Origin of the sequence: Billgrantia sulfidoxydans (genome assembly GCF_017868775.1) — a bacterium.
Taxonomy (GTDB): Bacteria; Pseudomonadota; Gammaproteobacteria; order Pseudomonadales; family Halomonadaceae; genus Halomonas; species Halomonas sulfidoxydans.
On the sequence record NZ_CP053381.1, the window covers coordinates 909,332 to 936,129 of the forward strand.

A 26,798-nucleotide genomic window follows, 5' to 3' on the forward strand; every position below is an offset into this window, starting at 1 on the left:
AATCCATGGCCTTTGCCCAGAAATTCATCGTTGCCGATGACCATCCGCTGTTCCGTGCAGCGCTGACGCAGGCACTGCGCCAGCTGGCGCCCCAGGCCGAGATCGTCGAGTCCGACACCATGGAGGCCACCTGCGAGGTCGTCACGCGCCACCCCGATGCCGACCTGATTCTGCTCGACCTGCATATGCCGGGTGCCCATGGTTTTTCGGGCCTGATCCAGCTGCGTGGCCAGACCCCCGACATTCCGGTGGCGGTGGTGTCCGGCAGCGACGAACCCCATGTGGTGCGTCGTGCCATCGATTACGGGGCCTCGGGCTTCATCCCCAAGTCCTCTTCGTTGCAGCTGATCGCCGAGGCGGTGGGCGAGATCCTCGACGGCGAGGTGTGGCTGCCCCAGGAGCTGGCCGATGCCCTGGGCGATGCCAACGAGGAGGAGACCCGCTTCGCCGAGGCCATCGCCTCGCTGACGCCGCAGCAGTTCCGTGTGCTCAACATGCTCACCGAAGGCCTGCTCAACAAGCAGATCGCCTATGAGCTGAACGTCTCCGAGGCCACCATCAAGGCCCATGTCACCGCTATTCTGCGCAAGCTGGGCGTGCACTCACGCACCCAGGCGGTCATCGCGGCGCAGAAGCTCGAGGTGGAGCCGCCCAAGGTCGAATCCTAGCTTCGAGCTTCGAGCTTCGAGCTTCGAGCTTCGAGCTTCGAGCTTCGAGCTTCGAGCTTCGAGCGAGGGGCCCACGATCATGTCGTGGGCCCCTCGTGTTTTGCATGCTGCCCGTGGCCCGTGGCCCGTGGCCCGTGGCCCGTTGCGTTAGGCGCTGGGCGCCCGGCTGGCCTGCAGCGTACGGGTCAGCAGGGCACGCAGCGCGGCGGGGCGCACCGGCTTCTGCAGCAGGTGGTAGCCGCTGCGGCGAATCTCCTCGGCGACCTCCTCGGTGCGATCGGCGGTGATCACGATGCCCGGCACCGCGCCCTGCAGCCGTTCGCTGAGCGCCTCCAGCGCCATCAGGCCGGTGACCTCGTTGTCGAGGTGGTAGTCGGCGAGTATCGCATCCGGCTCGCCGTCGAGGTTGCGCAGCACCGACTTGGCCCCGCCGATGGTGGTGGCGGTGTAGACCTCGCAGCCCCACCCCGACAGCATGGCGCGCATGCCCTCGAGGATCAGCGTCTCGTTGTCGATGCACAGGATGCGGGTCCCCGCCAGCTTGTTGCCCACGCGGCGCGGCGAGGCGGCTTCCTCGGCACGCTCGGCGGCGCTGCGCGGCGCCACGACCGGCACGCTGACCGAGAACATGGTGCCGACGCCTTCCCGCGAGAAGACCTTGATCGGATGGTCGAGCACGCGACTCATGCGATCGGCGATCGACAGCCCCAGGCCCAGGCCCTTCTCGCTCTCCTTGTGCCGTGTGGCCTGGTCCAGACGGCGGAACTCCTGGAAGATCTCGGCCTGCTTGGACTCGGGAATGCCCGGGCCCGAGTCCCACACCTCGATGGTCAGCCGCGAGCTGCGGCGACGGCAGCCCAGCAGCACCCGGCCCTCCTGGGTGTAGCGCAGCGCATTGGAGAGGAAGTTCTGCACGATTCGGCGCAGCATCTGCGGGTCGCTGTCGACCCATTGCCGGGTCGGCACCACCACCAGGTCGAGGCCGCGATCCTCGGCCATCACCTCGAACTCGGCGCGCAGCGGCTGGAAGATGTCGGCCAGGGCGAAATGACTGCGTCGCGGGGTGAGGGCGCCGGCATCGAGCTTGGAAATGTCGAGCAGGGTGCCGAGCAGTTCCTCGGCCGCCTGCAGCGAATTGTCGATGTGGCCGATGGTGCGCTTCATGTCGTCGGCGTCCATCTCGTGAGACAGCGCCGAGGTGAACAAACGGGCGGCGTTCAACGGCTGCAGCAGGTCGTGGCTGGCGGCGGCGAGGAAGCGCGTCTTGGAGGCGTTGGCGTCCTCCGCCACCTGCTTGGCCTGGCGCAGGGCCTGCTCGGCCTCGGCGCGCACGCGGTTCTCCTGGCGCAGGGCGGTGTTGGCCTCGGATAGCGCCTGGGTGCGCTCGCGCACGCGCTCCTCCAGGGTCTCGTTGGTCTCCTTCAAGGCGATCTCCGCCAGGCGCCGCTCGGTGATGTCCTGGTAGAGCGCAAAGAAGCCGAGGATGGCGCCGCTATCGCCGAAGTGCGGGGTGTAGGTCACCAGCATGTAGCGCAGGTCGTCGGCGATACGCATCGACACTTCGAAGCTGACCCGCTCGCCGGCCAGGGCGCGGCGGATCCAAGGGTCGCGCTCGCGGGCCATCTGCTCGCTGATGACGGTCTCGAGGGGCTTGCCGATGACCTCGTTGCGGTCGATGCCGAAGGCCTGCTCGTAGGCGCGGTTGGTGAAGAGGTAGCGGCACTCCTTGTCGAAGTAGGCGATCAGTGCCGGCACGTTGTCGGTGTAGATGCGGATATTGTTCTCCGAGCGGATCAACGCCTCTTCGATGCGCTTCTGCTGGGTGATGTCCTGGTAGGTGTAGACGAAGCCGCCTCCCGGCATGGGGTTGCCCTGGACCTCCAGCACGCTGCCATCCTGGCGGTAGCGCACGTAGCGGTGGGGCTGGCCGTCGCGGATATTGTCGATCAGCAGTTGGACGTGTTCCTCGGGGTCGCCGGGACCGTACTCGCCGTTATGGGCGTTGTAGCGGAAGATCTTGTCCATCGGCGCGCCTACCCGGATCAGGTGATCGGGAAAGCGGAACAGCTCCAGGTAGCGCTGGTTCCACACCACCAGGCGCATGTTCTGGTCGACCACGCTGATGCCCTGGTTGATGTTCTCGATGGTGGCCTGCAGCAGGGCACGGTTGAACTCCAGCACCTGGGAGGCCTCGTCGACGATCGAGATCACGTCCGAGATGCCGATGCCGCGCCCCTGCAGCGCCGAGTTGACCACGATGCGCGCCGAGGAGGCGCCGAGCACCGAGGCCAGGAAGCGTTCGGTGAACTGGATCACGTCGATGGAGGCGCGGTTGCCGTCCTCCAGCGGTTTGCCGGTGCGCCGCGCGTAGTCGTCGAAGGCGCGAGTCACCTGGCCGGCGGCGAGGAACCGCTCGCACAGCACCTTGAGATCGCCGACGGTGGTGGCGCCGGTCCAGGGGCGGTTGACCGAGGTCTGGCGGGTCTCGACGCTGTCGACGAACAGCGAGGCCTGGATGCGCTCGACCACCCGCTGCGAGGTGATCTGCGAGACGAAGATGTAGCAGAACAGGTTGACCCCGAGCGAGAGCATCACCCCATGGGTGAAGGAGTCGCCGAAATTGAGCCCGAACAGCGCGGTCGGGGTCAGCCAGGGATGGTCGAAGGGGCCGCCAACGAGCCACTCGGCCGGTAGCACGCCGGCCTGGATCATGCCCGGCATCAGCAGGCTGTAAGCCCAGATGGCGAACCCGGCGTTCATGCCCACCACCACGCCGAGGCGGTTGCCGCGCTTCCAGTAGAGCCCACCGAGCAGGGCCGGGGCGAACTGGGCCGCCGCGGCGAAGGAGAGCATGCCGATCGAGGCCAGCGAGGTGAACTCGCCGATCAGGCGGTAGAAGCCGTAGGCCAGCGCCAGGATCACCCCGATGGTGATGCGCCGTGCCTGGAGCACCAGGCGACCGTAATCGCGCGGACGGGCATCCAGCCAGCGCAGGCGGAACAGCAGCGGGATCACGATCTCGTTGGAGATCATGATCGAGACCGCCACCGTGGCCACGATCACCATGCCGGTGGCGGCGGAGAAGCCGCCGATGTAGGTGAGCAGGGTCAGCCACTGCTGGCCGGCGGCCATCGGCAGCGCCAGCACGAAGGTGTCGGGTTCCACCGAGCCGTCGGGGAACAGGGCCAGGCCGGCGGCGGCGATGGGCAGGATGAAGAAGGCGAAGGCCACCAGATAGAGCGGGAACAGCCAGCGCGCCTTGGCAGCATCATTGGGGTGGGTGTTCTCCACCACGGCGACGTGGAACTGGCGTGGCAGGCAGAAGATCGCCAGCATCGCCAGCAGCGTCTGGGCCCAGAAGCCGCGGCCGAAATCCTGGTCGGCGAGCTGACGCTGCAGCTCCATCTGGGTGTCGGCGATGGCCATCAGCTCGCCGAGGCCATCGAACATGCCCCAGGTGACGTAGGCGCCCAGGATCAGGAAGGCCAGCAGCTTGACCATCGACTCGAAGGCGACGGCGTGGATCAGCCCCTCGTGGTGCTCGGTGGCGTCGGTGTGGCGGGTACCGAACAGAATGGCGAAGGCGGCCATCACGATGGCCACGAAGAAGGCCGTATCGCCGAAGAGCGGGGTGTGGGTGATGTCCGCTGCTTCCGTCAGCACGGCGAACGAGGTCGACACGGCCTTCAACTGCAGGGCGATGTAGGGCAGCGTGCCGATCAGCGCGACCAGGCTGGCGAAGGCGGCCAGGGACTGCGCCTTGCCGTAGCGCGAGGCGATGAAGTCGGCAATCGAGGTGACGTTCTGCCGCTTGGCCACGCGGATCATCTTGGCCAGTATCGGCCAGAACAGCAGGAAGGTGAGGATCGGGCCGACGTAGATGCTGGCGAAGGACCAGCCCGCGGTGGCGGCTTGGCCGACCGCACCGTAGAAGCTCCAGGAGGTACAGTAGATGGCCAGCGCCAGGATGTAGATGACCGGGCGCTGGCGGCTGGCGCCGCGCCGACGCGCGTTGCGGTCTCCCAGCCAGGCGATGCCGAACAGGATGGCGATGTAGAGCAGTGAAACGGCGATCAGCAGCCAACCGGCAAACATGTTTCCTCCCCCCGGCATGTGCCGACCATTCTAAAGGGATATCGGCCCGAGGACACTCGGGCCGAGGGGTGGCGTTGGCCGGCTGCGGCGATTCACTCGGCGGCGCAGACTGCCCGATAGAGGCCGGACTCACGGTCCAGCTCGCGCAGGGCATCGATCTGCGGCTGGCGGCTACCGTTGATGAGCGGCACCAGTTCGGCCGAGGAGCAGTTCATCAGGTACGGCTGGTGCTCCAGGCGGTCCACATAGTCTTTCTCGAAGCGATACAGAATGAACTCGACCAACGGGTGGTCGTCGGTCTGGCGTCGCTCCATGCTGCTGTGATCGACCACGCTGAAGCCGACCGTCAGGGGGACGGCGTAGGTCCACGGGCGCCAGAACATCCGGTCCTGCTTGGTTTCGACCACCTGCGCCGTCGCCGGCAGCTGATCGCGCTTGTGCTCATACCAGCTGTACTCATGGTTGATCTGATAGCCAAGGATGCCGAGGCCGGCAAAGACCGGGACGATCCAGCGGGGCAGCCGCTTGCCGCTCAGGGTGCGCAGCAGAAGTCCGATGCCCGCGGCGCCCAGTCCGGCGAAGACCGCCGCGATCAAGTGCCAAATCATGTTGGGAGCTTCCTGACAGCCATCGGGCTTCCCGAAGGAAGCCCGATGGGGGATGGGTTCCGGCGCCGGGACGACGCCGGGGTAGGATTATGACTCAGTGGTCGACCGCCATGCCAGCTCCCTTGGGATAGCGAACGCTCTCCACCAGGTCCTGGATCTCCTGGGGCGGCTCCTGGGTGGCCTTGGAGAGGGCGAAGGCCACGGCGAAGTTGATCATTGCACCCACCGCACCGATGGAGAGCGGCGAGATACCCAGCACCCAGTTGTCCGGGGTGTCCGGCAGGTTGTTGGTGCCGGGGATGAAGAACCAGCCCTTGTAGATGAAGATGTAGACCACGGTGAAGATCAGACCGGCCAGCATGCCGCCGATGGCACCGACGTTGTTCACCCGCTTGGAGAAGATGCCCATCATCAGCGCCGGGAACAGCGAGGCGGCGGCGATACCGAAGGCCAGTGCCACCACCTGGGCGGCGAAACCTGGCGGGTTGGCCCCGAGGTAGGTGGCCACCACGATGGCAACGGACATGGAGATTCGCGCCGCCAGCAGCTCGCCCTTCTCGGAGATGTTGGGATTGATCGAGCCCTTGATCAGGTCGTGACTGATCGCCGAGGAGATGGCCAGCAGCAGACCCGCGGCCGTCGACAGGGCAGCCGCCAGACCGCCCGCGGCGATCAAGCCGATGACCCAGCCGGGCAGGTTGGCGATCTCCGGGTTGGCCAGTACCAGGATGTCGTTGTTGACGGTCAGCTCGTTGCCTTCCCAACCGCGGTCGGCGAAGTCGGCGCTGCCGTTGTAGAACTGGATGCGACCATCGTCGTTCCTGTCCTCGAAGGAGATCAGGCCGGTCTCCTCCCAGGTGCGGATCCAGTCGGGACGATCCTCATAGAGGATGGGGTTGGTAGCGGCTTCCTCCATGTTCCCGACCTGTCCGGCCATTTCCGGGTAGATGGTGGTGGCGAGGTTCAGTCGCGCCATGGAGGCCACGGCGGGAGCGGTCAGGTAGAGAAGGCCGATGAAGACCAGGGCCCAGCCGGCGGACCAGCGAGCGTCGGCTACCTTCGGCACGGTGAAGAAGCGGATGATGACGTGGGGCAGACCGGCGGTACCGATCATCAGCGTCAGGGTGAACAGCACCATGTTGAGCTTGTTGTCCACGTCCGCCGTGTACTCGTTGAAGCCCAGTGCGGTGACCACTTCGTTGAGCTTGGTCAGCAGCGGTACGCCGGATTCGACATGACTGGAGAACAGGCCCAGCGGCGGGATCGGGTTGTTGGTCAGCTCCAGGGAGATGAACACCGCCGGAATGGTGTAGGCGACGATGAGCACGATGTACTGTGCCACCTGGGTGTAGGTGATGCCCTTCATGCCGCCGAGTACCGCGTAGAAGAAGACCACTACCGCCGCGATGATCAGGCCGGTGGTGGCGTCGACCTCCAGGAAGCGCGAGAAGGCCACGCCGGCCCCCGCCATCTGGCCGATGACGTAGGTCACCGAGGCCACGATCAGGCAGATGACCGCGACCAGTCGGGCCTGCTTGCTGTAGAAGCGGTCACCGATGAATTCGGGCACGGTGAACTTGCCGAACTTGCGCAGGTAGGGCGCGAGCAGCATGGCCAGCAGTACGTAACCACCGGTCCAGCCCATCAGGAACGTCGAGTTGGCGTAGCCGCCGGCGGCGATGAGGCCCGCCATGGAAATGAACGAAGCGGCCGACATCCAATCGGCGCCGATCGCCATGCCGTTGGTGACGGGGTGAACCCCGCCCCCGGCAACATAGAAGTCTTTGGTCGAGCCCGCCTTCGCCCATATCGCGATGCCGATGTAGATCGCAAACGAGCCTCCGACGAAGAGGACGTTGATGGCAAATTGACTCATGCTGGCTTACTCCCCGAGGCCGAACTGCTGGTCGAGCCGATTCATCTTCCAGGCATAGAAGAAGATCAGCACGATGAAGGTCAGGATGGATCCCTGTTGGGCAAACCAGAAGCCCAGGTCGGTACCGCCGACAGGAATACCTGACAGCAGGGGGCGAAACAGGATGGCGCAGCCGTAGGAGACGAATGCCCAGACGATCATACAGCCGGTTATCAGGCGTAGGTTCGCCTTCCAATATGCAGTCGCGTTGGATTTGTCATCTGCCATAGTGATGCTCTCCACTTGTTGTTAAGGTTGGGAAGTCGCCAAGAGAGTTGTTACCAAGGTCATCAGGGGGAGGCACCAAGCGAGTCGAGCGGTTAGTCGATGACGCCAGCCAGCGCCTGTTGATCCCATGATCCCTGCGGACGAGCCGCACTTCCCACCACGTCTGGTCATCTATCACCGAGCCGCGTTAATTAGGCGCTTTTTCCCCGATGGCTCATTGGCAATAGTGGTCAATAAAACAGAAAAATAAAATCCCAGACTTTCGTATCATGAGCAAACTATAATGCTCTTATCTTCATTTTAATTCTTTAAGATCAATGGGTTGGTTTCTTGTTGCATGGCGGGTGCGGTGGTGCTCCCTTTGGTGATAGGACGATTGTCTAGCCTTGGACTTTTGTCTATGCCTTTCGCCTGTAAGACCAATGTCTAGTTCTAGTGGCAAGCTTTCGAAAGCCGTTCTCTTTGACGTTGGTCTAGGTTATGTCTGGAAAGTCGGGACTGTTATTCTGCCTCGGTAAGACCGGTTCGATGCGAATGGCGTTGAGCGGGGCGAGGTGTTTCTACAAGTTCGGGCGACAGGGACGTACATGCCCAGGATGGGTGCTCCCTTGGTACCGCGACCTGCCAGCCAGGCCTCACTTTCCGACTCGTTCGAGCGCTGACGGCGATGACGGCCGCACCACGAGGGTTACCACATGGTCGATGTCGATCTTACTCAGCCCCCGTTCTCCTTTTTGAATGAAGAGGGGCGTGAGCGTGTGCGTCATGGCATTGACCTGGCCTACTTCGATCGCGACGAGATCATTCTGGAGACCGGCCAGCCCGGGGAGTATGTGTTCCTCATCCACAAGGGCGAGGTGGCCGAGCTGGATACCACCCAGCCGGGAGCCCGCGAGCGGATCGGCCATTACACGGCAGGCGACCTGTTCGGCGCCATCAGTATTCTCAACGGCAAGAGTCGCTATCGCTTCCGTGCCGAGCAGGAGTGCCTCTGTTACCTGATGCCGAAGGCGCTGTTCCTGCAGCTATGCGACGATTACCCCGCCTTCGCCGAGTTCTTTCGTCAGACCCTGGCCCACAAGACGCGCCTGCTGACCGAGCAGCGCGCCGAGGGCGGGGTGACCATGGCCGGCTTCATGCTGGCCAAGGTCAGCGAGTGCATGCGGCCGCCGCTGTGCATGGGGGCGGAGGCGACCATTGCAGAAGCGGTGGCCAGGCTGCACGAGAGCCACGCCGACAGTCTGCTGGTGGAGAGCGAGCAGGGCGCAGGCATGGTCACCAAGACCGACCTGCTCGAAGCGCTGGTGCTGCAGGGGCGCGAGAAGCAGAGCCCGCTGCGGGACATCGCGCATTTCGCGCTGGTCACGGTGCGCCCCGATCAATACCTGTTCGAGGTGCTGGTGACGATGACCCGCCACAAGGTGGAGCGAGTGGTTGTCCTCGAGCGGGAATCTCCTGTCGGCGTGGTCGAGCTGACCGATGTGCTGAGCTATTTCTCCAGCCGCAGTTACGTCGTCAGCCTGCAGGTGGAGCAGGCCGATAGTCTCGATGCCCTGTTTCGTGCCAGCCGTCGGACCCCCGAACTGGTCAAGGCGCTCATGGCGCAAGGCGTCAAGCTGCGCTTCGCCATGGGCCTGCTGGCGGCACTCAACGGGCGCATCATGTCCAAGGCGTGGGGTTTCTTGATCGACGAGCGCTATCACCAGGAGAGCTGCCTGATGGTGATGGGCAGCGAAGGGCGTGGCGAGCAGATCCTCAAGACCGACCAGGACAATGGCCTGATCCTGGCCGATGGTCTCGAATGGCCCGAGGTGGGCGAGCAGATGCAGCGCCTCACCGAGACGCTGATCGAGCTGGGCTACCCGCCTTGTCCGGGCAACATCATGGTCAACAATCCCGAGTGGGTGGGCTCCGTCAGCCAGTGGCGCGAGCGCATTGCCCGCTGGGCTCGGAGACGCGATGGCGATAGCCTGATGAAGCTCGCCATCATGCTCGACTCCCATGCGGTAGCCGGCAACCCGGCGCTGCTCGAGCGGGTTCGCGAAGCGCTGTTCGAGGAGTGCTCGCGTGACGAACTCCTGCTCTCCTATTTCGCCCGCACGGCGCTGCGCTTCTCCACGCCGCTGACCCTGTTTGGCTCACTCAAGAAGCCCCAGCACGGCATCGACATCAAGAAAGGCGGCATATTTCCCATCGTGCATGGGGTGCGCACCATGGCGCTGGAGCGGCGTATCAAGCCCACCTCCACGCTGGAGCGCCTCGAGGCCTTGGCGGCGGATGGCAGGCTGGAGGAGCGCGTCGCCGAAGATCTGGCCGAGGCGCTGTCGCTATTCACCGAGCTGCGCTTGAAACAGCAGCTCGAACGTCTCGATGGTGACGGCGACGGCAAGAGCCCGGACCGCGTCGTGGTCCAGCAGCTGTCATCGCTGGAGCGCGACCTGCTGCGCGAAGCGCTGCATATCGTCAAGGACTTCAAACAGAGCCTGTCGCAACGCTATCACCTCGAGTATTCCTGAGGGCGCTAGCGGCTGGGCAGGTAGGTACAGAGGAGGTAGGCATGTTTCGAGCGCTGCGCCGGGCCCACGATCGTCGGCGTCATGCGGGTGGCGAGTATGGCTGGCTGTTCCGCCCCTACACCGGGGATGAACTCGTCGCCATCGACTGTGAGACCACCGGGGTCGATACGCGTACTGCCGAGCCCGTCTCCATCGGTGCGGTCAAGGTCCGCGGCGACAGGGTGCTGACCAGCGAGTCGCTCGACCTGCGCCTCCGGCGCCCCGCCACGCTGACCGGCGATTCCATCCGCGTGCATGGCCTGCGCGGCGTCGACCTGGACGACGGCATCGGCCTGGATGAGGCCCTGGCAACCCTGCTCGACTTCATCGGCAACCGCCCGCTGCTGGGCTGGCGCCTCGACTTCGACCTGGCCATTCTCAACCGCCAGCTACGGCCGCGCTTCGGCTTCGACCTGCCCAACAGCGGCATCGACGTGGCGCAGTTGTATCACCGCCAGCAGCGGCGCAGCGTGATGGAGCCCGAGCCGCGTGCGCAGCGCTTCGAGGCGGTGGCCGAGGCGCTCGGCGTGCCGGTCATGGGGCGTCACACCGCGCTGGGCGATGCCGTGACCACGGCGCTGATGTACCTGCGCCTGGAGCGGGCGGGGATGCAGGACCGCCGCGAGGCGTGAGTCGCTCCACGGCGTCGCCTCCGGGCGGCGTCGATGGTAGGATGTGCGGCCTCACCCACCGTTCGCTCTGGCAGTGCCCCGACCATGCAAGACGCCGTCACCTTCGACCCCCGTGCCGTTGCCGATCTCGATACTCCTCAGCAGCAGAGAGAGGCGGAGCCCCCGCTGGAGCAGCTCGACGCCAAAGGGCGGCGTGAGTTCAACAAGTTGCAGAAGCGCCTGCGTCGCCAGGTGGGCAACGCCATCATCGACTACGGCATGATCCACGAGGGCGATCGGGTCATGGTCTGCCTGTCGGGCGGCAAGGATAGCTATTCCCTGCTCGAGATCCTGCGCAACCTGCAGCGCAATGCGCCGGTAAACTTCTCGCTGGTCGCGGTCAACCTCGACCAGAAGCAGCCGGGCTTTCCCGAGCATGTGCTGCCCGAGTATCTCGAGACCACCGGCGTCGAGTACTACATTCTCGAGCGCGACACCTACTCGGTGGTGAAGGAGAAGACGCCGGAGGGCAAGACCACCTGCGCGCTCTGCTCACGCCTGCGGCGCGGCTCGCTCTACGGCTTCGCCGAGGAGATCGGTGCCACCAAGGTGGCCCTGGGACACCACCGCGAGGACATCCTCGAGACGCTGTTCCTCAACATGTTCTATGGCGGCAGCCTCAAGGCGATGCCGCCCAAGCTGCTCTCCGACGACGGCAAGAACATCGTCATTCGACCGCTGGCCTACTGCCGCGAGGCCGATATCGCCGAGTTCGCAAGGCTGATGGCTTTCCCCATCATTCCCTGCAACCTGTGCGGCTCCCAGCCGAACCAGCAGCGCCAGGTGGTCAAGGAGATGCTGGCCGAGTGGGAGCGCAAGCACCCGGGACGCATCGAATCGATGTTCAAGGCGGTGACCAACGTGGCGCCGTCGCAGCTCGCCGACCGCGAGCTGTTCGACTTCGAGGGGCTCGAGGCCAAGCAGGTCCGGCTGCGCGAGCGGCGCATCGATGCCCTGAACGTTTCCAACGATAGCTGAGTCGCGTCCGGTGGCGAATCGAAGAGGCCCGCCTGGCTAGCCAGGCGGGCCTCTTCTCGTTTCGGGGTCAGCGCGCGTGGGATCGACCGCTTCAGTGGTCGTCGTGGGCCTGGGCCACCAGCGCCTCGAGGTTGAGGATGTTGACCTCGCGACCGGAGACCTCGACCAGCCCCTGCTGCTGGAAACGCCCGAGAATGCGGCTGACCGTTTCCACGGCCAGGCCCAGGTAGTTGCCGATATCGGCCCGCGACATGGAGAGGCGGAAGCTGTAGGGCGAGTAGCCGCGGCGGCGGAAGCGATCCGACAGGCTCGAGAAGAAGCTGGCCAGGCGCTGATCAGCGGTCTTGCGCGACAGCAGGCGCATCATCTTGCGGTCGTCGCGCAGCTCCTTGCTCATGCTGCGGTAGAGCTGGCCGCGCAGCTCCGGCAGCTGCTCGGAGAGCTGGTCGAGCCGGTCGAAGGGGATCTCGCACACGGTGGTGGTCTCGAGCGCGATCACGCTACCGGGGTAGAGCTGCTCGTCGATCCCGTCGAGGCCGACCAGTTCGCTGGGCAGGTAGAAGTTGGTGACCTGGTCCTCGCCCGAGCCCTCGGTGGTGACCTGCTTGAGGCTGCCGGAGCGCACCGCGAAGACGCTGCTGAAGGCACTGCCCTGGCGGAACAGCGATTCGCCCTTCTTCAGCGGCGAGCGGCGCCGGATGATGGCGTCGAACTGTTCCATGTCCTCGAGTTCCAGAGCGAGGGGCAGGCACAGCGAACTCAGGCTGCAGTTCTGGCAACGGGTTTCATGCAGCAGCGAACGCCGCTTGCCGAGCGCATTGGCTGCGTTGACCGGCATGCTCCACCTCCTTGATCGTCGTCATGGAGGCATTATGGAACATTAATGAAGCAGGTGAAATGCCCCTTGCGACCTTTGGCCGCAATTCGATTAGGCCGCCTCGAGCGATTGCGCCCCGCTCAGACGATGCGCGAGAACTCCGGACCAGGCTGCGGCGGCAGCCGGGCATCGAAGGCCATGGCGAGGTGCCGGATCAACAGCCGGCCGATGGGGGTGGCAATGAGCCGGTGCCCCTCCAGGGAGACCAGACCGTCACGCTGGAGCGCTTCCAGGCGCGACAGGGCGCCGGCCAGGTAGCGCGGCGCCTCGATGCCGAAGGTCTCGCTCAGCTCGTCGAGGTCGAGCGCCATGTCACACATCAGGCGCTCGATCGCATGCCGCCTGACCCGGTCATCGAAGGTCAGCCGGATACCCCGCGCGGTAGGCAGACGGCTGGCATCGAGGGCCGCTTCGTAGTCGGCGAGGCGGGTATGGTTCTGGGCATAGACGTCATCGATGCAGGAGATGGCCGAGACCCCGAGGCCCACCAGGTCGCACTGGGCATGGCTCGAGTAGCCCTGGAAGTTGCGCTGCAGGGTACCCTCGCGTTGGGCAATCACCAGGCTGTCGCTGGCGCGGGCAAAGTGATCCATGCCGATGTGCACGTAGCCGGCGCCGGTCAGCATGGCGATGGTGGTGCGCAGTATCGCCAGCTTCTCCTCGGGCCCGGGGAGGTCTTCGGCGCGAATGCGGCGCTGCGCCGTGAAGCGCTCGGGCATGTGGGCATAGTTGAAGACCGAGATTCGCGCCGGCGCCATGGCGATGACCTGCTCCAGCGTGGCGGCGAAGCTGTCCCGGGTCTGCAGCGGCAGCCCGTAGATCAAGTCCAGGTTGAGCGAGCGAAAGCCGAGCCGGTCGGCCTCGTCGAGCAGCGCCTCGGTGAGGATGCGCGGCTGGATGCGGTTGATGGCCCGCTGCACCCGCGGGTCGAGGTCCTGAACGCCGAGGCTCAGGCGATTGAAGCCCAGCGCCTGCAGGTGGCGCAGGGTGAAGACGTCGGCCTCGCGCGGGTCGATCTCGATGGCGTAGTCGCGGTCGCGGGCGCTGGAGAGGCCGAAGCGGGCGTCGAGGCGATCGATCAGGTCGCTCATCTGGTCGAGGCTGAGAAAGCTCGGCGTGCCGCCGCCCCAGTGCAGCTGGGCGACTTCGCGACGCGTATCGAGGTATGGCCTGAGCAGCACCATTTCCCTGTCCAGTCGCGAGATGTAGGGCTCCGCGACCCTGGCGTTCTTGGTGGCGATCTTGTGGCAGGAGCAGTAGTGGCAGGCCTTGCGACAGAAGGGAATGTGCACGTAGAGCGACAGCGGCCTGCCGTCGGCGTTGCTGCGAGCCAGGGCCGCCTGATAGGCCTGTTCGCCGAAGTCGTCACGGAACGAATAGAGGGTGGGATACGACGAATAGCGCGGGCCGTGGGTATCGTAGCGCCTCAGCAGGGCCTCGTCCCAGGCGAAAGGATCGGCCATCGCTCGATGCACGGACATCGCGGGAACGGACATGATGGCACTCCGAAAGGCTAACATGGACACAATGTAGCGGTACGCTGGCCCAAGCGGATTGAGCTGCGTCAAACGAAGTGAAGGTCGTGTCTCGGCCGCGCGTTCAGTGGCCTGGCGCTCCATGCGGCAACAGGTTCGCCACCTGCCACAGGGCGAAGGCGATGATCGCGAGGGCGGCCAGGGTGCGGGTCGCCGGGTGGCGGATCAGCGTGCCGAGCTGACGCGCAGCGAAGCCGGTGACCAGCAGCGCGGGCAGGGTGCCGAGGCCGAAGGCCGCCATCAGCGCCGCCCCGCGCCAAGGGTCGGCCGTGGCCAGGCTCCAGGCCAGCATCGAGTAGACCAGCCCGCAGGGCAGCCAGCCCCATACCGCGCCGAGGCCAATGGCCTGGGGGATCCTGACCACCGGCATCAGCCGCTTGCCGACCGGCTCCAGATGGCGCCACAGGTGGCGGCCCAGAGCCTCCACCTTGAGCAGCCCCTTCCACCAGTTGGCGATATACAGCGCCATCAGGATCAGCATGACGGCGGCGAGCAGCTGCAGGCCGATGCGTGCCCCCGGGGTCAGCGCCACCAGGGTGCCGAGCGAGGCGACCAGGGCGCCGGCGGCCGTGTAGCTGGCGATGCGACCCAGGTTGTAGCCGAGCAGCAGCCCCGAGAGCCGGGCCGGACTGCGCATGCTGGGCGGCACGGCGAAGGTCAGCGCGCTCATGATGCCGCCGCACATGCCGATGCAGTGGGCGCCGCCGAGCAAGCCGAAGACGAAGGCCGCCAGCAGCGGCGGCAGGCCGAGTCCGGTGGGATCCATCAGCGCTCCGCCGGGCCGTCGTCACCCTCGCTGGCCGGCTTGCGCCGGCCGGCCTGGCGCCGCCGTTCGCGCTCTTCCGGCGTCAGGTCGTTGTCGTCCTCGTCGAACAGGATGCGGTGGGCCGGCCCTTCGAGATCCTCGAACTGATCGTTCTTCACCGCCCAGAAGAAGGCCCATACGGCCAGGCCGAGCAGGATCAGCGAGAGCGGGATGAGCAGGTAGAGAATGGTCATGCATTCACCATTTGGGCGTCGCGGTCTGGGGGCTGGCTGGGGCGCAGGCGGAAGCGGTTGAGGCGCAGTGCGTTGCCCACCACCACCAGCGAGCTGCCGGACATGCCCAGCGCCGCGACCCAGGGCGGTACGACGCCGATGGCGGCCAGCGGCAGCGCCGAGAAGTTGTAGCACACCGACCAGATCATGTTCTGGCGCATGATCCGGCGGGTGGCACGGGCGATCTCGATCGCCTCGACGATACGCATCAGGCGCGGGCTCAGCAATACCGCATCGGCGCTGGTGCGGGCCAGGTCGGTGGCGCCGTTCATGGCGATAGACACGTCGGCGCCGGCGAGCACCGGCACGTCGTTGATGCCGTCGCCGATCATCGCGACCTTCTCGCCGGCCGCCTGGCACGCCCGGATGCGCTCGAGCTTGCCCTCGGGGCTGACGCCGGCGTGCCAGGTCTCGAGTCCCAACTGGCCGGCCAGGCGGCGTACCGCCTCGCGGGTATCGCCGGAGAGCAGTTCGACGCGTATGCCTCGCGCCATCAGCTCGGCGATGGCCTGCTCGGCATCGTCGCGCAGTCGGTCGCGCAGGGCGAACCAGGCGCGCGGCTCGCCGCCCTCGCTGAGCAGCAGCCACTGGCCGTCATCCGGCGCCGTGAGGGCGTGGCCGGGGGCGGCGAAGTCGGCGCGCCCCAAGCGCCAGCGCTGGCCGTCGAGCGTGCCCTCGACGCCCTGGCCGGTACGGCTGCTCCTGTCGCTTGCGTCCACCGTCGCCTCGCGCCAGGGGCGGAAGGCGCGGGCGATGGGATGCTCCGAGTGGGCCTCCAGCGCCGCGCCGATCACCCTGGCGCGCCCGGCCGAAAGCCCGCCGAGCGGGCGGGTGTCGACCAACTGCATCTCGCCGCAGGTCAGGGTGCCGGTCTTGTCGAAGATCACCCGGTCGACCTGGGACAGCGACTCGATGGCGTCGGCGCGGGTGATTAGCACCCCGCGCCGGCGCAGCTGGCCGTGGCCCGCGGTGAGCGCGGTGGGTGTGGCCAGCGCCAGGGCGCAGGGACAGGTCACCACCAGCACCGAGAGTGTCACCCACAGCATGCGGCTGGGGTCGATGAACCACCAGGCGGTTGACACGCAGGCGGTCACCACCAGCAGGCGCAGCACGAACAGGTGCGACATGCGCGCGGCCATCTGGGCCAGCCGCGGGCGGCTGGCGAAGGCGCGGTCGGTGAGATCGACGATGCCGGCCACCCGCGCCTCCTTGCCGGCGTGGGTGACGCGCACCACCAGCGGACTCTCGATGTTCTGGCTGCCGCCGGTGACGCTGTCGCCGATGCGCCGGGTCACCGGCAGGTACTCGCCGGTGAGCATCGACTCGTCGAGGCTCGACTCGCCCTCCTCGATCACGCCGTCAGCGGGCACGCCGTGGCCCGGCTTGACCACGACGCGGTCGCCGGCGGCGAGTTCGCTGGCAGGCAGGATGCGCTCCTCGCCGTCGGCCTCGAGGCGCACCGCGGAGAGCGGCAGGGCGCCGGTCAGGGCGTTGCCGGTATGCCCGCTGCGCCGCCGTGCGCGGGCCTCGACGTAGCGGCCGAAGAGCAGGAAAAAGGTGAACATCGCGACCGAGTCGAAATAGACCTCGCCGCTGCCCGAGAGCACGGCATAGCCGCTGGCCAGGTAGGCGCCGCCGATGGCGATCGAGACCGGCACGTCCATGCCCAGCACACGCGCACGCAGGTCGCGCGCGGCGTTGCGGAAGAAGGGCACCGCGGAGAAGAACACCACCGGCGTGGCCAGGGCGAACGACAGCCAGTGGAACAGTGCGAGGAAGTCCTCGCTGATCTCGCCGGGGCCGGCTGCGTAGATGGGAATCGAGAACATCATCACCTGGGCCATGCCCACCGCGGCCACGATCAGCCGGCGGATGTTCATGCGCTCCTCGAACTGCAGCCGCTGCTGGGCGGCATCCGGTTCGTAGGGCTGGGCAGCGTAGCCGATGGCGGCCATCTCGGCGAGGAGCCGCGACAGCTTGAGCCGCGCCGGGTCCCAGGCTACTCGCACGCGATGATGGGTAAGGTTGACGGCGCTGGCGGTCACGCCCTCCAGGGCGTTGAGGCGATGCTCGATCAACCAGGCGCAGGCGGCGCAGGTGATGCCGTCCACCGCCAGCGTCGCATGGACCTCACCGTCGTCGCCCTCGGCATGCACGAACTGGCGCTGCAGGCCCGGGTCGTCGAACACCGCCCAGGTCTCGGCCTTGACCGCCTGGCGCTCGTCGGGGCGCTCCGGCAGCTCGGTGCGGAATCGGTAGTAGCTGGCGAGCCCGCCGTCGACGATGGCGTGGGCCACCGCCTCGCAGCCGGGGCAGCACAGGGGGTGGGTCGCCTCGTCGAGGGTGATCGACCAGGGGGCCTGGGCGGGCACCTGGCTACCGCAGTGGTAGCAGCTCTGGCTGGGCTCCGCCTGGCCGGCGGTCGGGCTCGTGTCGTTATGCGTCAAGGGTCGTCACTACGCTCGTGTCAGCTGCGCCGCTCGACGCCGGGCGTGAGGCTGAAGCTCTCCTCGCTGGGAAAGCGAGCCTCTCCCACCAGGCGCCACTCGGGCGATTCGGTGCCGGGCTGCAGCTGCAGGTACCAGCGATGGCGCAGGTTGTCGGGCGCCTGGCCCAGGTAGCGGCCGTCGCGCACGTGCTCCAGCGTCAGGTCCTGGTCGCGGTCGTCCTGGGTGGGGAAGATCAACCGCAGGTGGAGCCGCTCGGGGCGGTCGTCGCCGTCGAGCTGGACGATGATGTCGCTGGTCAGCGGGTCGATGCGCAACTCGGCGTCGAGGTTCAGCTCGTTGGCGCGTTGCTGCTTGGCCAGCACCATGTTGATGGCGCGACCGTGCTCGTAGTAATCCTCCTGGACCATGCCGTCGAAGGAGCGTACCGAGAGCACGGCGAAGGTCGAGCTGACGCCGATCGCCGAGAACAGCAGGCCGAGCAGGAACCATGGCCAGAACTGCTTGTACCAGGGGGTGGGGGAGGTCATGTCGGTCATCTCCGGATATTGCCGATGAAGCGGGCCTCGCGCTCGAGCGCGATGCGCTCGTCGTGCTGCGATTGCAGCAGCAGCTCGATCGGGTGGCTGGGCAGCTCCAGCACGGCGGGGTCGGCGGTGACCTGCACGGCGAACAGCCGCGAGCTGCCGGCCGGTACCTGTAGCGTCTCGGTGTCGAGTTCGAGGCCGGGCAGGCCGCGAGCCGCGAGCTGGTAGTCGTGGTCCCGGTCGTCGAGGTTGCGCACGGTCAAGGTATAGACGTTGCTGATACGCCCGTCACGGGTCATCTGGTAGAGCTGGCCGCGCTCGCGCTCCACTTCGAAGTTGAGCGGCGTGCGGTCGCCCAGCGTCCAGGCGAACAGGCCGATCATCACCATCAGGGCGGCGAAGTAGCCGAGCAGGCGGGGACGCAGGATATGGGACCGTTTTGCCTGCAGGGCGTTCTCGGTGGTGTAGCGGATCAGCCCGCGTGGATAGCTCATGCGATCCATCACGCTGTCGCAGGCATCGATGCAGGCGGCGCAGGTGATGCACTCGTACTGCAGGCCGTCGCGAATGTCGATGCCGGTGGGGCAGACCTGTACGCACAGGTCGCAGTCGATGCAGTCGCCGTGGCCGGCTTCGCGGGCCTCGGCGTGGCTCAGGCTCCTCTTGCGCGACCCGCGGGGTTCGCCGCGGGCGGCGTCGTAGGAGACGATCAGGGTGTCGGCGTCGAACATCACCGACTGGAAGCGCGCATAGGGACACATGTAGATGCACACCTGTTCGCGCAGCCAGCCGGCGTTGAGGTAGGTGAAGACCAGGAAGAAGCCGACCCAGAAGTAGGACCAGCCATGGGCCTCGAGGGTGGGCAGTTCGGCGACCAGCGCGCGAATCGGCGTGAAGTAGCCGACGAAGGTGACACCGGTGGCCAGCGCAATGGCCAGCCAAATGGCGTGCTTGGCCCCCTTGCGCCAGGCCTTGTCGAGGCTCATGGGTTCGCGGTCGAGCTTGATGCGGCGGTTGCGCGAACCCTCCAGGCGATGCTCCACCCAGATGTAGAGGAAGGTCCACACGCTCTGGGGGCAGGTGTAGCCGCACCAGACGCGTCCGGCGAACACGGTGATGAAGAACAGGCCGAAGGCGCAGATGATCAGCAGCCACGACAGCAGCACGAACTCCTGCGGGTAGAAGGTGGCGGCGAAGATATGGAACTCACGCCCGGGCAGGTCGAACCAGATCAGCGGGCGATCGCCCCAGGTCAGCCAGGGCAGGCCGAAGAAGGCCAGCATCAACAGCCAATTCGCCGCGCGGCGTACCCGCTGGAAGAACCCCTTGATCTCGCGCACGTAGATGTGACGCCGGCTGGCGTACATGTCGTGCTGGACCGTCGCCTGGGGCGTGTGGTGGCCCACGATTTCCGGGGTCACGTCTCGAGTGGGAATCTTGTCGCTCATGTCGGACTCGCGGCGGGCCGCGCTGGCCCGCAAGGGGAAGGCAATGAAGAGGGCTTCATTGTATCGGGAGCCCGTCGCGTGGCGGGGCAGTGCGACGGTGGGTCGCACTGCCCGCCCGGGCGGGAGCCGTCAGTCGCGTAGTCGCAGGCTGTAGATGTAAGCGGCGACCAGGTGGACGCGCTCTGCACCGATGTAGGCCTCCTGGGCCGGCATGTGGCCGTTGCGGCCGTTACGCAGGGTCTGGCGCACCGAGTCGGCAACGCTCTGACCGGGCGCCTGGTAGAGCCAGGTGTCGTTGGTCAGGTTGGGCGCGCCAAGGGCCTGGTTGCCGGTACCGTCGGGTCCGTGGCAGGCCGCGCACACCGAGGTGAAGACCGCCGAGCCCAGCTCGGCGCGCTCGGCGTCGTGCTCCAGGCCGGAGAGTGCCAGCACATGGTTGGCGACGTTCTCGATGTTCTCCTCGCCGAGCTGTTGCCAGGAGGGCATCAGGCCGTTGCGCCCGCGTACCAGGGTGGTCTGGATCTGCTCCGGCTCGCCGCCATACAGCCAGTCGTCGTCGGTCAGGTTGGGGAAGCCGTAGCCGCCCTGGGCGTTGGCGCCATGGCACACCGCGCAGTTGTTGAGGAAGATCCGCTCGGCGACCTGCATGGCCTCGGCATCCTGGGCCAGCTCGGGAATCGGGATCTCCTCGTACTGGGCGAAGATCGGCGTGAAGCGCTCTTCCGCCTGGGCGACCTCCTCCTCCCATTGCCCCTCCTGGGTCCAGCCGAGCAGGCCGGCGAAGTTGCCAAGCCCGGGGTAGAGCAGCAGATAGCCGAGCGAGAACACCACGGTGGCGACATACAGCTGGAACCACCAGCGCGGGAGCGGGTTGTCGTACTCCTCGATCTCGTCCGCGGCATGGCCGGTGGTTTCCACGTTGCCGTCGGCATCGGGCACCTTGTCGGTCTTGCGGTTGGCATACAGGATCCAGAAGGCGAAGGCGATGGAGCCCAGCGTTATCAAGATGATCCAGGCGCTCCAGAACCCGGAAAGGGAGTCATCCCATAGATTGCTCATGCGTTTTCGTCTCCCCTGTCTTTACGGGAATCGGCTTCGCCTGCCTGCTCGCGGAGCGAGCCCTGCTGCGAGGCGCTGCGGTCTCGGTTCGATTGTTCGTCTTCATCGGCGAAGGGCAGCTGGGCCGCTTCGTCGAAGTCCGGCTTGCGCCGCCGGGAATAGGCCCACCAGACGATGCCGAGGAAGGCGATGATCAGCAGACCGGTGATGATGCCGCGAAAGGTACCGGTATCCATGATCAGCGCGTGCCCTCGAGCACGGTCCCCAGCTGCTGCAGGTAGGCGACCAGGGCCGTGATCTCCTGCTGGCCGCGTACCTCGCGGGTGGCACCCTCGATCTCCTCGTCGGTGTAGGGCACGCCGAGGCTGCGCAGGACTTCCATCTTGCGCGGGGTGTCCTTGCCGTCGAGGGTGCGCTCGAACAGCCAGGGGTACGCCGGCATGACCGACTCCGGCACCACGTCGCGCGGGTTGTACATGTGGGCGCGATGCCAGTCGTCGCTGTAGCGGCCGCCGACGCGGGCCAGGTCCGGCCCGGTGCGCTTGGAGCCCCACAGGAAGTTGTGCTCGTAGACCGACTCGCCGGCCACGCTGTAGTGACCGTAACGCTCGGTCTCGGCACGGAACGGGCGCACCATCTGTGAGTGACAGCCCACGCAGCCCTCGCGACGATAGATGTCACGCCCCTCCAACTCCAGAGCGGAGAGGGGGCGCAGGCCATCGACCGGCTCCGTGGTCTGCTTCTGGAAGAACAGCGGAACGATCTCGGCCAGGCCGCCGAAGCTGATCACCACCAGAATCAGCACGGCAAGCAGGCCAACGTTCTTTTCGACGATCTCGTGTTTCATTGGTGTCGGTTTCCCCGGTTACTCAGGCAGACTGCGGAATCGGCTGCTGGCTGGCGGCTTCACTGCGCTTGACGGTCATGAAGACGTTGTAGGCCATGATCAGCATGCCGGTGACCCAGAACAGGCCGCCGATCAGGCGCACGATGTAGCCCGGTCCGCTGGCCTCGACGGCCTCGACGAAGGTGTACATCAGCGTGCCGTCCGGGTTGATGGCGCGCCACATCAGGCCCTGCAGGATGCCGTTGACCCACATCGAGGCGATGTAGAGGACGGTGCCGATGGTGGCCAGCCAGAAGTGCACGGCGATCAGCCCGACCGAGTGCATCTCAGTGCGGCCGAACAGGCGCGGAATCAGGTGGTACATGGAGCCGATGGTGATCATCGCCACCCAGCCCAGGGCGCCGGCGTGGACGTGGCCGATGGTCCAGTCGGTGTAGTGGGACAGCGCGTTGACCGTCTTCACCGCCATCATCGGCCCCTCGAAGGTCGACATGCCGTAGAACGACAGGGCCACGACCAGGAAGCGCAGGGTCGGGTCGGTGCGCAGCTTATGCCAGGCGCCGGAGAGGGTCATCATGCCGTTGATCATGCCGCCCCAGGAGGGCGCCAGCAGGATGATCGACATCACCATGCCCAGCGACTGCGCCCAGTTGGGCAGGGCGGTGTAGTGCAGGTGGTGTGGGCCGGCCCACATGTAGATCATGATCAGCGCCCAGAAGTGGACGATCGACAGGCGATAGGAGTAGACCGGGCGCTCGGCCTGCTTGGGCACGAAGTAGTACATCATGCCGAGGAAGCCGGCGGTCAGGAAGAAGCCCACCGCGTTGTGGCCGTACCACCACTGCACCATGGCGTCGATGGCGCCGGCGTAGATCGAGGTGGAGTACATCCACGACACCGGGATCGCCGCGTTGTTGACGATGTGCAGCACCGCCACGGTCAGGATGAAGGCGGCGAAGAACCAGTTGGCCACGTAGATGTGGGAGGTCTTGCGCTGCTTGATGGTCATCAGGAAGACGATGGCATAGCTGACCCAGACCACGGCGATCAGGATGTTGATCGGCCACTCGAGCTCGGCGTACTCCTTGGTGGTGGTATAGCCCAGCGGCAGCGTGACGACCGCCGACAGGATCACTGCCTGCCAGCCCCAGAAGGTGAAGGCGGCCAGGCGGTCGCAGAACAGCCGCGTCTGGCAGGTGCGCTGCACCACGTAATAGGAGGTGGCCATCAGCGCGGAGCCGCCGAAGGCGAAGATGACTGCGTTGGTGTGCAGCGGGCGCAGGCGGCCGAAGCTCGTCCAGGGCAGATCGAGGTTGAGTTGCGGCCAGACCAGTTGTGCGGCAAGGATGACACCGAGGAGCATGCCCACGATGCCCCACACCACTGTCATGATCGCGAACTGCCGAACTACCTTGTAGTTGTAGGTCGGATGCTCTAGTGCTGTGCTCATGTCAGGTTCCCGTCGAACGCGAATCGAGAGCTCGCGGTGGCGCAGGCCACGGCAAGATTCCCGGTTGAGGGTGATGCAGGTTAGAAAGCAGGGCGGATTCTAGCGCAGCCGCCTGACAGACTGAACCAAGGATACAAGCGAAACTCGTATAGGAAATTGACGTGTGTCCAACTTTGCACGATTAAGTGCGGTTCCCATTGAGGTAGTTCAGAGGCATGTACAGGGCGGCGTACGACAGCCCGGGCGCTGGTTTGTCGAAGGGCTCGGCCCGCTGGAAGTGCGCGGTGACGGCAGCGTCGGGCGCCTGCTGATCGCCCATGGCGCGGGGGCTGGACAGCATTCTCTTTACATGAATCAATTGCGAGGTGCGCTCGCCGAGCAGGGCGTGCAGACCCTTGCCATCGAGTTCGCCTACCTGCAGCGTGCCGAGCGCGAGGGCCGACGAATCCCGCCGCCACCCATCGACCGCTTGGTAGAAGAATTATCGCGCTGGTGCGACATTCTGACACATCCTCATGGAGGTACCCCCTGGCTTGGCGGCAAGTCCATGGGCGGGCGTGTGGCCAGCCTGCTGGCGGCACGTGAAAAGGCCGCCGGCCTGGTACTGTGCGGCTACCCCTTCCATCCGCCGCGCCGGCCTGATCGCCTGCGCCTCGCGCACTGGCCCGACATCGACTGCCCCACCCTGGTGGTGCAGGGCAGCCGCGACCCGTTTGGCACTTGCGAGGAGGTCGAGGCCTATTCGCTGGGCGAGCGGGCATGCGTCCACTGGCTGGAAGATGGCGACCACGACTGGAAGCCGCGGCGGCGATCGGGGCGTACCCAGGCGAAACTGATCGAGGAGGGGGCGGCCGCGATCGCCGCTTTCATGAAAGCGCATCGGGTGCCACAGTGAGCAATGACACGAACGACGCGGGCTTGAGCCATTTACGTCTCGAGAAAACGTGCTGCCGAGGCCGTTTTGCACGGCCAGGGCATTGACAACCAAGCCGATCCCTGTAGAATTCAGCGCCACGTGACCAGGGGTGGTTAGCTCAGCTGGGAGAGCACCAGCCTTACAAGCTGGGGGTCACAGGTTCGAACCCTGTACCACCCACCATCGCGCCCGGACACGGGCGATGGCGAGATCCTGAACACGTAGGAAGCATGCAGCGGACCGGTAGTTCAGTCGGTTAGAATGCCGGCCTGTCACGCCGGAGGTCGCGGGTTCGAGTCCCGTCCGGTCCGCCATCGTTTCCGTCGCTGGTGTCATCTGTCGTGGACCGGTAGTTCAGTCGGTTAGAATGCCGGCCTGTCACGCCGGAGGTCGCGGGTTCGAGTCCCGTCCGGTCCGCCATGATGTCCCGGCCTGCAAGTCCTCATCGCAGCAGTGCGATATGCGTGGGTGATTAGCTCAGTTGGTTAGAGCACCAGCCTCACATGCTGGGGGTCACTGGTTCGAGTCCGGTATCACCCACCACGCGGACCGGTAGTTCAGTCGGTTAGAATGCCGGCCTGTCACGCCGGAGGTCGCGGGTTCGAGTCCCGTCCGGTCCGCCATTTCGATTTCAGGCCCCGAGCCCAGGCTCGGGGCCTTTTCGTATCGTCTATACTCCCTCCGTCTCGCCTTCGCCCGATGGGCACGAGCTGCGGCGTCTCCTGTCGCGAGAGCCCAGCGCACTTCGCCTTTGGGCGAAAGCGTCGCTTTTCCTTTGCGCCTGTCGTCCGGCTATCATACAGTTGTTTGAAATTATCGTGACTCGACCCCAAGGAGGAGTTCGGCGTGCGCTATCCTCATCTCTTTCGTCCGCTCGAGGTGGGCCATCTGACCCTGCCCAACCGCGTGCTGATGGGCTCCATGCATACCAACCTCGAGGAGGCGCCCAATGGTTTCGCGCGCCTGGCGGCCTTCTATGCCGAGCGTGCCCGTGAAGGCGTGGGACTGATCGTGACCGGCGGCATCGCCCCCAACCCCGAAGGGGCGGTGTTCCAGGGCGCGGCCACGCTGGAGCGGGCCGAGCAGGTGGCCGATCATCGCGGCGTGGTCGAGGCGGTGCATGCCGAGGGCGGGCGCATTTGCCTGCAGATCCTGCATGCCGGGCGCTACGCCTACTCGCCCGAGCTGGTCGCACCGTCGCCGCTGCAGGCGCCGATCAACCCGTTCGTGCCGCGCGAACTCAGCGACGCGGACGTCGAACGCCAGATCGCCGACTACGTACGCTGCGCCTCCCTGGCCCGCGAGGCTGGCTACGACGGCGTCGAGGTGATGGGCTCCGAGGGGTACCTGATCAATCAGTTCCTGTGCCTGCGCACCAACCAGCGCGACGACCGCTGGGGCGGCTCGCTCGAGAACCGCATGCGCTTCGCGGTCGAGATCGTGTCGCGGATCCGCGCGGCGGTGGGCGACGACTTCCTGATCCTCTTCCGCCTGTCGATGATCGACTTGGTGGAGGAGGGCAGCACCTGGGAGGAGGTCGTGACGCTGGGGCGTGCCATCGAATCCGCCGGCGCCAGCCTGATCAACACCGGCATCGGCTGGCACGAGGCGCGCGTGCCCACCATCGTCACCAGCGTGCCGCGGGCGGCCTTCACCGAGGTCACCCGACGCATGAAGGCCGAGCTCGCCATCCCGCTGATCACCACCAATCGCATCAACATGCCCGAGGTGGCGGAGCGGGTGCTCGCCGAGGGGCACGCCGACATGGTCTCCATGGCGCGCCCCTTCCTCGCCGATCCGGCCTGGGTGAGCAAGGCGGCTGAAGGACGCGACGACGAGATCAACACCTGCATCGCCTGCAACCAGGCGTGCCTCGATCACACCTTCCAGGGCAAGCTCACCTCCTGCCTGGTCAACCCCCGGGCATGTCACGAGACCGAGCTCGTCATCGAACCGGCCGAGACGCCGCGTGACGTCGCCGTGGTCGGCGGCGGCCCGGCCGGCATGGCGGCGGCACTCACCGCCGCCCAGCGCGGCCACCGGGTGGTGCTGTTCGAGCGCACCGGCGAGCTGGGCGGCCAGTTCAACCTGGCGCGCAAGATCCCGGGCAAGGAGGAGTTCGACGAGACGCTGCGCTACTTCAAGGTGATGCTCGACAAGCATGGCGTCACGCTGAAGCTCGGCAGCGAACCCGACGTGCAGGTCCTGCGCGGCTTCGACGCGGTGATCCTGGCCAGCGGCGTGCGCCCGCGCCGGCTCGACCTGCCGGGCATCGAGCATCCCAAGGTAATGAGCTATCCCATGGCGATCCTGCATCCCGAGCGGGTCGGGCGGCGGGTGGCGATCATCGGCGCCGGCGGCATCGGCTTCGACGTGGCGGAGCTGCTCACCCACGTGGGGCATCCTTCGCTGGACCGCGAGGCCTGGTGCGCCGAATGGGGCGTGGACCTCGGCGTTGCCGAGCGCGGCGGCCTCCGCCCGCCCGAGCGCCCCGACACACCGCGCCAGGTCTTCCTGCTGCAGCGCAAGCACTCCAAGCCCGGCAAGGGGCTGGGCAAGTCGACCGGCTGGGTGCACCGGGCGTCGCTGCGCCATCGCGGCGTCGAGGCCCTGGCCGGCTGCGAGTACGTCGGCATCGACGACGAGGGCCTGCACATTCGCCACCACGAGGAGCCGCGCCTGCTCGAGGTCGACAGCGTGGTGATCTGCGCCGGACAGGATCCGGTCCGCGAGCTGCTCGAGCCGCTCCGGGAGGCCGGCGTGGCGGTGCACCTGATCGGTGGCGCCGACGAAGCCGCCGAGCTCGATGCCAAGCGCGCCATCGACCAGGGTACGCGGGTGGCGGCGGGGCTGTGAACGGCCGTCGGGGCGAGGCGGGTGGCGAAGTCGGCGCGGATGGGCGACCCTGGGGCCAGGGGGAAAGCCGACGACAGGGA

General features: G+C 66.3%; 21 protein-coding genes and 5 tRNA genes. 11 read left to right on the forward strand and 15 right to left on the reverse strand.

Annotated features, from left to right (window positions below; all coding sequences use genetic code 11):
* Nucleotides 1-5 precede the first annotated feature (5 nt).
* Nucleotides 6-668, forward strand: a complete 663-nt coding sequence (locus HNO51_RS04350) for a LuxR C-terminal-related transcriptional regulator (protein WP_197449801.1) — start codon at nucleotides 6-8, stop codon at nucleotides 666-668.
* Nucleotides 669-815: 147 nt separating this feature from the next.
* Here HNO51_RS04350 and HNO51_RS04355 read toward each other — a convergent pair whose 3' ends face one another.
* The 4 genes from HNO51_RS04355 to HNO51_RS04370 all read right to left on the reverse strand — a co-directional run bounded on the left by HNO51_RS04355 (nucleotide 816) and on the right by HNO51_RS04370 (nucleotide 7,514).
* A complete protein-coding gene (locus tag HNO51_RS04355; RefSeq protein ID WP_209538582.1) occupies nucleotides 816-4,763 on the reverse strand; it encodes a hybrid sensor histidine kinase/response regulator in 3,948 nt (1,315 codons plus the stop codon).
* 92 nt (nucleotides 4,764-4,855) lie between these two features.
* On the reverse strand, nucleotides 4,856-5,371 hold the full coding sequence (locus HNO51_RS04360) for a hypothetical protein (protein WP_209538583.1): 516 nt from the start codon (nucleotides 5,369-5,371) through the stop codon (nucleotides 4,856-4,858).
* A gap of 94 nt (nucleotides 5,372-5,465) precedes the next feature.
* Complete coding sequence (locus HNO51_RS04365; protein ID WP_209538584.1) at nucleotides 5,466-7,247, reverse strand: sodium:solute symporter family protein; 1,782 nt, start codon at nucleotides 7,245-7,247, stop codon at nucleotides 5,466-5,468.
* Between the two features lie 6 nt (nucleotides 7,248-7,253).
* The gene (locus tag HNO51_RS04370) at nucleotides 7,254-7,514 is read right to left on the reverse strand and encodes a DUF4212 domain-containing protein (RefSeq protein ID WP_197449805.1); all 261 of its coding nucleotides are present in this window, start codon (nucleotides 7,512-7,514) and stop codon (nucleotides 7,254-7,256) included.
* 695 nt (nucleotides 7,515-8,209) lie between these two features.
* On the opposite strand from HNO51_RS04370, the gene HNO51_RS04375 reads away from it, so the two are divergent.
* The 3 genes from HNO51_RS04375 to ttcA all read left to right on the forward strand — a co-directional run bounded on the left by HNO51_RS04375 (nucleotide 8,210) and on the right by ttcA (nucleotide 11,718).
* Nucleotides 8,210-10,030 carry a DUF294 nucleotidyltransferase-like domain-containing protein gene (locus HNO51_RS04375; protein WP_209538585.1) on the forward strand — a complete coding sequence of 607 codons (1,821 nt, stop codon included), beginning with the start codon at nucleotides 8,210-8,212 and terminating at the stop codon, nucleotides 10,028-10,030.
* 41 nt (nucleotides 10,031-10,071) lie between these two features.
* Complete coding sequence (locus HNO51_RS04380; RefSeq protein WP_197449807.1) at nucleotides 10,072-10,701, forward strand: 3'-5' exonuclease; 630 nt, start codon at nucleotides 10,072-10,074, stop codon at nucleotides 10,699-10,701.
* Nucleotides 10,702-10,785: 84 nt separating this feature from the next.
* A complete protein-coding gene (ttcA, locus tag HNO51_RS04385; RefSeq protein WP_209538586.1) occupies nucleotides 10,786-11,718 on the forward strand; it encodes a tRNA 2-thiocytidine(32) synthetase TtcA in 933 nt (310 codons plus the stop codon).
* Between the two features lie 91 nt (nucleotides 11,719-11,809).
* Here ttcA and fnr read toward each other — a convergent pair whose 3' ends face one another.
* The 11 genes from fnr to ccoN all read right to left on the reverse strand — a co-directional run bounded on the left by fnr (nucleotide 11,810) and on the right by ccoN (nucleotide 22,946).
* A complete protein-coding gene (gene fnr, locus HNO51_RS04390; protein ID WP_197449809.1) occupies nucleotides 11,810-12,556 on the reverse strand; it encodes a fumarate/nitrate reduction transcriptional regulator Fnr in 747 nt (248 codons plus the stop codon).
* A gap of 119 nt (nucleotides 12,557-12,675) precedes the next feature.
* Entirely contained in the window at nucleotides 12,676-14,091 is a 1,416-nt protein-coding gene (gene hemN, locus HNO51_RS04395; protein ID WP_242597203.1) for an oxygen-independent coproporphyrinogen III oxidase, read from the reverse strand.
* Between the two features lie 103 nt (nucleotides 14,092-14,194).
* The gene (locus HNO51_RS04400; protein WP_197449810.1) at nucleotides 14,195-14,896 is read right to left on the reverse strand and encodes a sulfite exporter TauE/SafE family protein; all 702 of its coding nucleotides are present in this window, start codon (nucleotides 14,894-14,896) and stop codon (nucleotides 14,195-14,197) included.
* Nucleotides 14,896-15,129, reverse strand: a complete 234-nt coding sequence (gene ccoS / locus HNO51_RS04405; RefSeq protein ID WP_209538587.1) for a cbb3-type cytochrome oxidase assembly protein CcoS — start codon at nucleotides 15,127-15,129, stop codon at nucleotides 14,896-14,898. The genes HNO51_RS04400 and ccoS overlap by 1 nt, the downstream gene beginning before the upstream one ends.
* Entirely contained in the window at nucleotides 15,126-17,615 is a 2,490-nt protein-coding gene (locus HNO51_RS04410; protein WP_209538588.1) for a heavy metal translocating P-type ATPase, read from the reverse strand. The genes ccoS and HNO51_RS04410 overlap by 4 nt, the downstream gene beginning before the upstream one ends.
* Before the next feature lie 20 nt (nucleotides 17,616-17,635).
* The gene (locus HNO51_RS04415) at nucleotides 17,636-18,145 is read right to left on the reverse strand and encodes a FixH family protein (protein WP_422674251.1); all 510 of its coding nucleotides are present in this window, start codon (nucleotides 18,143-18,145) and stop codon (nucleotides 17,636-17,638) included.
* A gap of 5 nt (nucleotides 18,146-18,150) precedes the next feature.
* Nucleotides 18,151-19,590 (reverse strand): cytochrome c oxidase accessory protein CcoG, encoded by a 1,440-nt coding sequence (gene ccoG, locus HNO51_RS04420; RefSeq protein WP_209538590.1) that lies wholly within the window; start codon nucleotides 19,588-19,590, stop codon nucleotides 18,151-18,153.
* Between the two features lie 129 nt (nucleotides 19,591-19,719).
* Nucleotides 19,720-20,649: a cytochrome-c oxidase, cbb3-type subunit III gene (ccoP, locus tag HNO51_RS04425; RefSeq protein WP_197449815.1), complete on the reverse strand. Its 930-nt coding sequence runs from the start codon at nucleotides 20,647-20,649 to the stop codon at nucleotides 19,720-19,722.
* On the reverse strand, nucleotides 20,646-20,885 hold the full coding sequence (locus HNO51_RS04430; RefSeq protein ID WP_197449816.1) for a cbb3-type cytochrome oxidase subunit 3: 240 nt from the start codon (nucleotides 20,883-20,885) through the stop codon (nucleotides 20,646-20,648). Before HNO51_RS04430 ends, ccoP begins: the two co-directional genes overlap by 4 nt.
* A gap of 2 nt (nucleotides 20,886-20,887) precedes the next feature.
* Nucleotides 20,888-21,496, reverse strand: coding sequence for a cytochrome-c oxidase, cbb3-type subunit II (gene ccoO / locus HNO51_RS04435; RefSeq protein ID WP_197449817.1), 609 nt, complete (start codon nucleotides 21,494-21,496; stop codon nucleotides 20,888-20,890).
* A 22-nt stretch (nucleotides 21,497-21,518) separates the two neighbouring features.
* A complete protein-coding gene (gene ccoN, locus HNO51_RS04440) occupies nucleotides 21,519-22,946 on the reverse strand; it encodes a cytochrome-c oxidase, cbb3-type subunit I (protein WP_197449818.1) in 1,428 nt (475 codons plus the stop codon).
* Nucleotides 22,947-23,223: 277 nt separating this feature from the next.
* On the opposite strand from ccoN, the gene HNO51_RS04445 reads away from it, so the two are divergent.
* The 7 genes from HNO51_RS04445 to HNO51_RS04475 all read left to right on the forward strand — a co-directional run bounded on the left by HNO51_RS04445 (nucleotide 23,224) and on the right by HNO51_RS04475 (nucleotide 26,718).
* Entirely contained in the window at nucleotides 23,224-23,841 is a 618-nt protein-coding gene (locus tag HNO51_RS04445; RefSeq protein WP_338035281.1) for an alpha/beta family hydrolase, read from the forward strand.
* Between the two features lie 128 nt (nucleotides 23,842-23,969).
* Nucleotides 23,970-24,045: transfer RNA gene (locus HNO51_RS04450), tRNA-Val, on the forward strand.
* A 54-nt stretch (nucleotides 24,046-24,099) separates the two neighbouring features.
* A tRNA-Asp gene (locus HNO51_RS04455) sits at nucleotides 24,100-24,176 on the forward strand.
* A gap of 29 nt (nucleotides 24,177-24,205) precedes the next feature.
* Nucleotides 24,206-24,282: transfer RNA gene (locus tag HNO51_RS04460), tRNA-Asp, on the forward strand.
* Nucleotides 24,283-24,328: 46 nt separating this feature from the next.
* Nucleotides 24,329-24,405 (forward strand) — tRNA-Val (locus HNO51_RS04465).
* Nucleotides 24,406-24,408: 3 nt separating this feature from the next.
* Nucleotides 24,409-24,485 (forward strand) — tRNA-Asp (locus tag HNO51_RS04470).
* A gap of 289 nt (nucleotides 24,486-24,774) precedes the next feature.
* Nucleotides 24,775-26,718, forward strand: a complete 1,944-nt coding sequence (locus HNO51_RS04475) for an FAD-dependent oxidoreductase (RefSeq protein ID WP_479688692.1) — start codon at nucleotides 24,775-24,777, stop codon at nucleotides 26,716-26,718.
* The last annotated feature ends 80 nt before the right edge of the window (nucleotides 26,719-26,798 follow it).

Bases quoted from the DNA above. Each gene is read 5' to 3' on its own strand.
- HNO51_RS04350 (WP_197449801.1), top strand. From the start codon at position 6: ATGGCCTTTGCCCAGAAATTCATCGTTGCCGATGACCATCCGCTGTTC.
- HNO51_RS04355 (WP_209538582.1), bottom strand. From the start codon at position 4,763: ATGTTTGCCGGTTGGCTGCTGATCGCCGTTTCACTGCTCTACATCGCC.
- HNO51_RS04360 (WP_209538583.1), bottom strand. From the start codon at position 5,371: ATGATTTGGCACTTGATCGCGGCGGTCTTCGCCGGACTGGGCGCCGCG.
- HNO51_RS04365 (WP_209538584.1), bottom strand. From the start codon at position 7,247: ATGAGTCAATTTGCCATCAACGTCCTCTTCGTCGGAGGCTCGTTTGCG.
- HNO51_RS04370 (WP_197449805.1), bottom strand. From the start codon at position 7,514: ATGGCAGATGACAAATCCAACGCGACTGCATATTGGAAGGCGAACCTA.
- HNO51_RS04375 (WP_209538585.1), top strand. From the start codon at position 8,210: ATGGTCGATGTCGATCTTACTCAGCCCCCGTTCTCCTTTTTGAATGAA.
- HNO51_RS04380 (WP_197449807.1), top strand. From the start codon at position 10,072: ATGTTTCGAGCGCTGCGCCGGGCCCACGATCGTCGGCGTCATGCGGGT.
- ttcA (WP_209538586.1), top strand. From the start codon at position 10,786: ATGCAAGACGCCGTCACCTTCGACCCCCGTGCCGTTGCCGATCTCGAT.
- fnr (WP_197449809.1), bottom strand. From the start codon at position 12,556: ATGCCGGTCAACGCAGCCAATGCGCTCGGCAAGCGGCGTTCGCTGCTG.
- hemN (WP_242597203.1), bottom strand. From the start codon at position 14,091: ATGTCCGTTCCCGCGATGTCCGTGCATCGAGCGATGGCCGATCCTTTC.
- HNO51_RS04400 (WP_197449810.1), bottom strand. From the start codon at position 14,896: ATGGATCCCACCGGACTCGGCCTGCCGCCGCTGCTGGCGGCCTTCGTC.
- ccoS (WP_209538587.1), bottom strand. From the start codon at position 15,129: ATGACCATTCTCTACCTGCTCATCCCGCTCTCGCTGATCCTGCTCGGC.
- HNO51_RS04415 (WP_422674251.1), bottom strand. From the start codon at position 18,145: ATGACCTCCCCCACCCCCTGGTACAAGCAGTTCTGGCCATGGTTCCTG.
- ccoG (WP_209538590.1), bottom strand. From the start codon at position 19,590: ATGAGCGACAAGATTCCCACTCGAGACGTGACCCCGGAAATCGTGGGC.
- ccoP (WP_197449815.1), bottom strand. From the start codon at position 20,649: ATGAGCAATCTATGGGATGACTCCCTTTCCGGGTTCTGGAGCGCCTGG.
- HNO51_RS04430 (WP_197449816.1), bottom strand. From the start codon at position 20,885: ATGGATACCGGTACCTTTCGCGGCATCATCACCGGTCTGCTGATCATC.
- ccoO (WP_197449817.1), bottom strand. From the start codon at position 21,496: ATGAAACACGAGATCGTCGAAAAGAACGTTGGCCTGCTTGCCGTGCTG.
- ccoN (WP_197449818.1), bottom strand. From the start codon at position 22,946: ATGAGCACAGCACTAGAGCATCCGACCTACAACTACAAGGTAGTTCGG.
- HNO51_RS04475 (WP_479688692.1), top strand. From the start codon at position 24,775: ATGGGCTCCATGCATACCAACCTCGAGGAGGCGCCCAATGGTTTCGCG.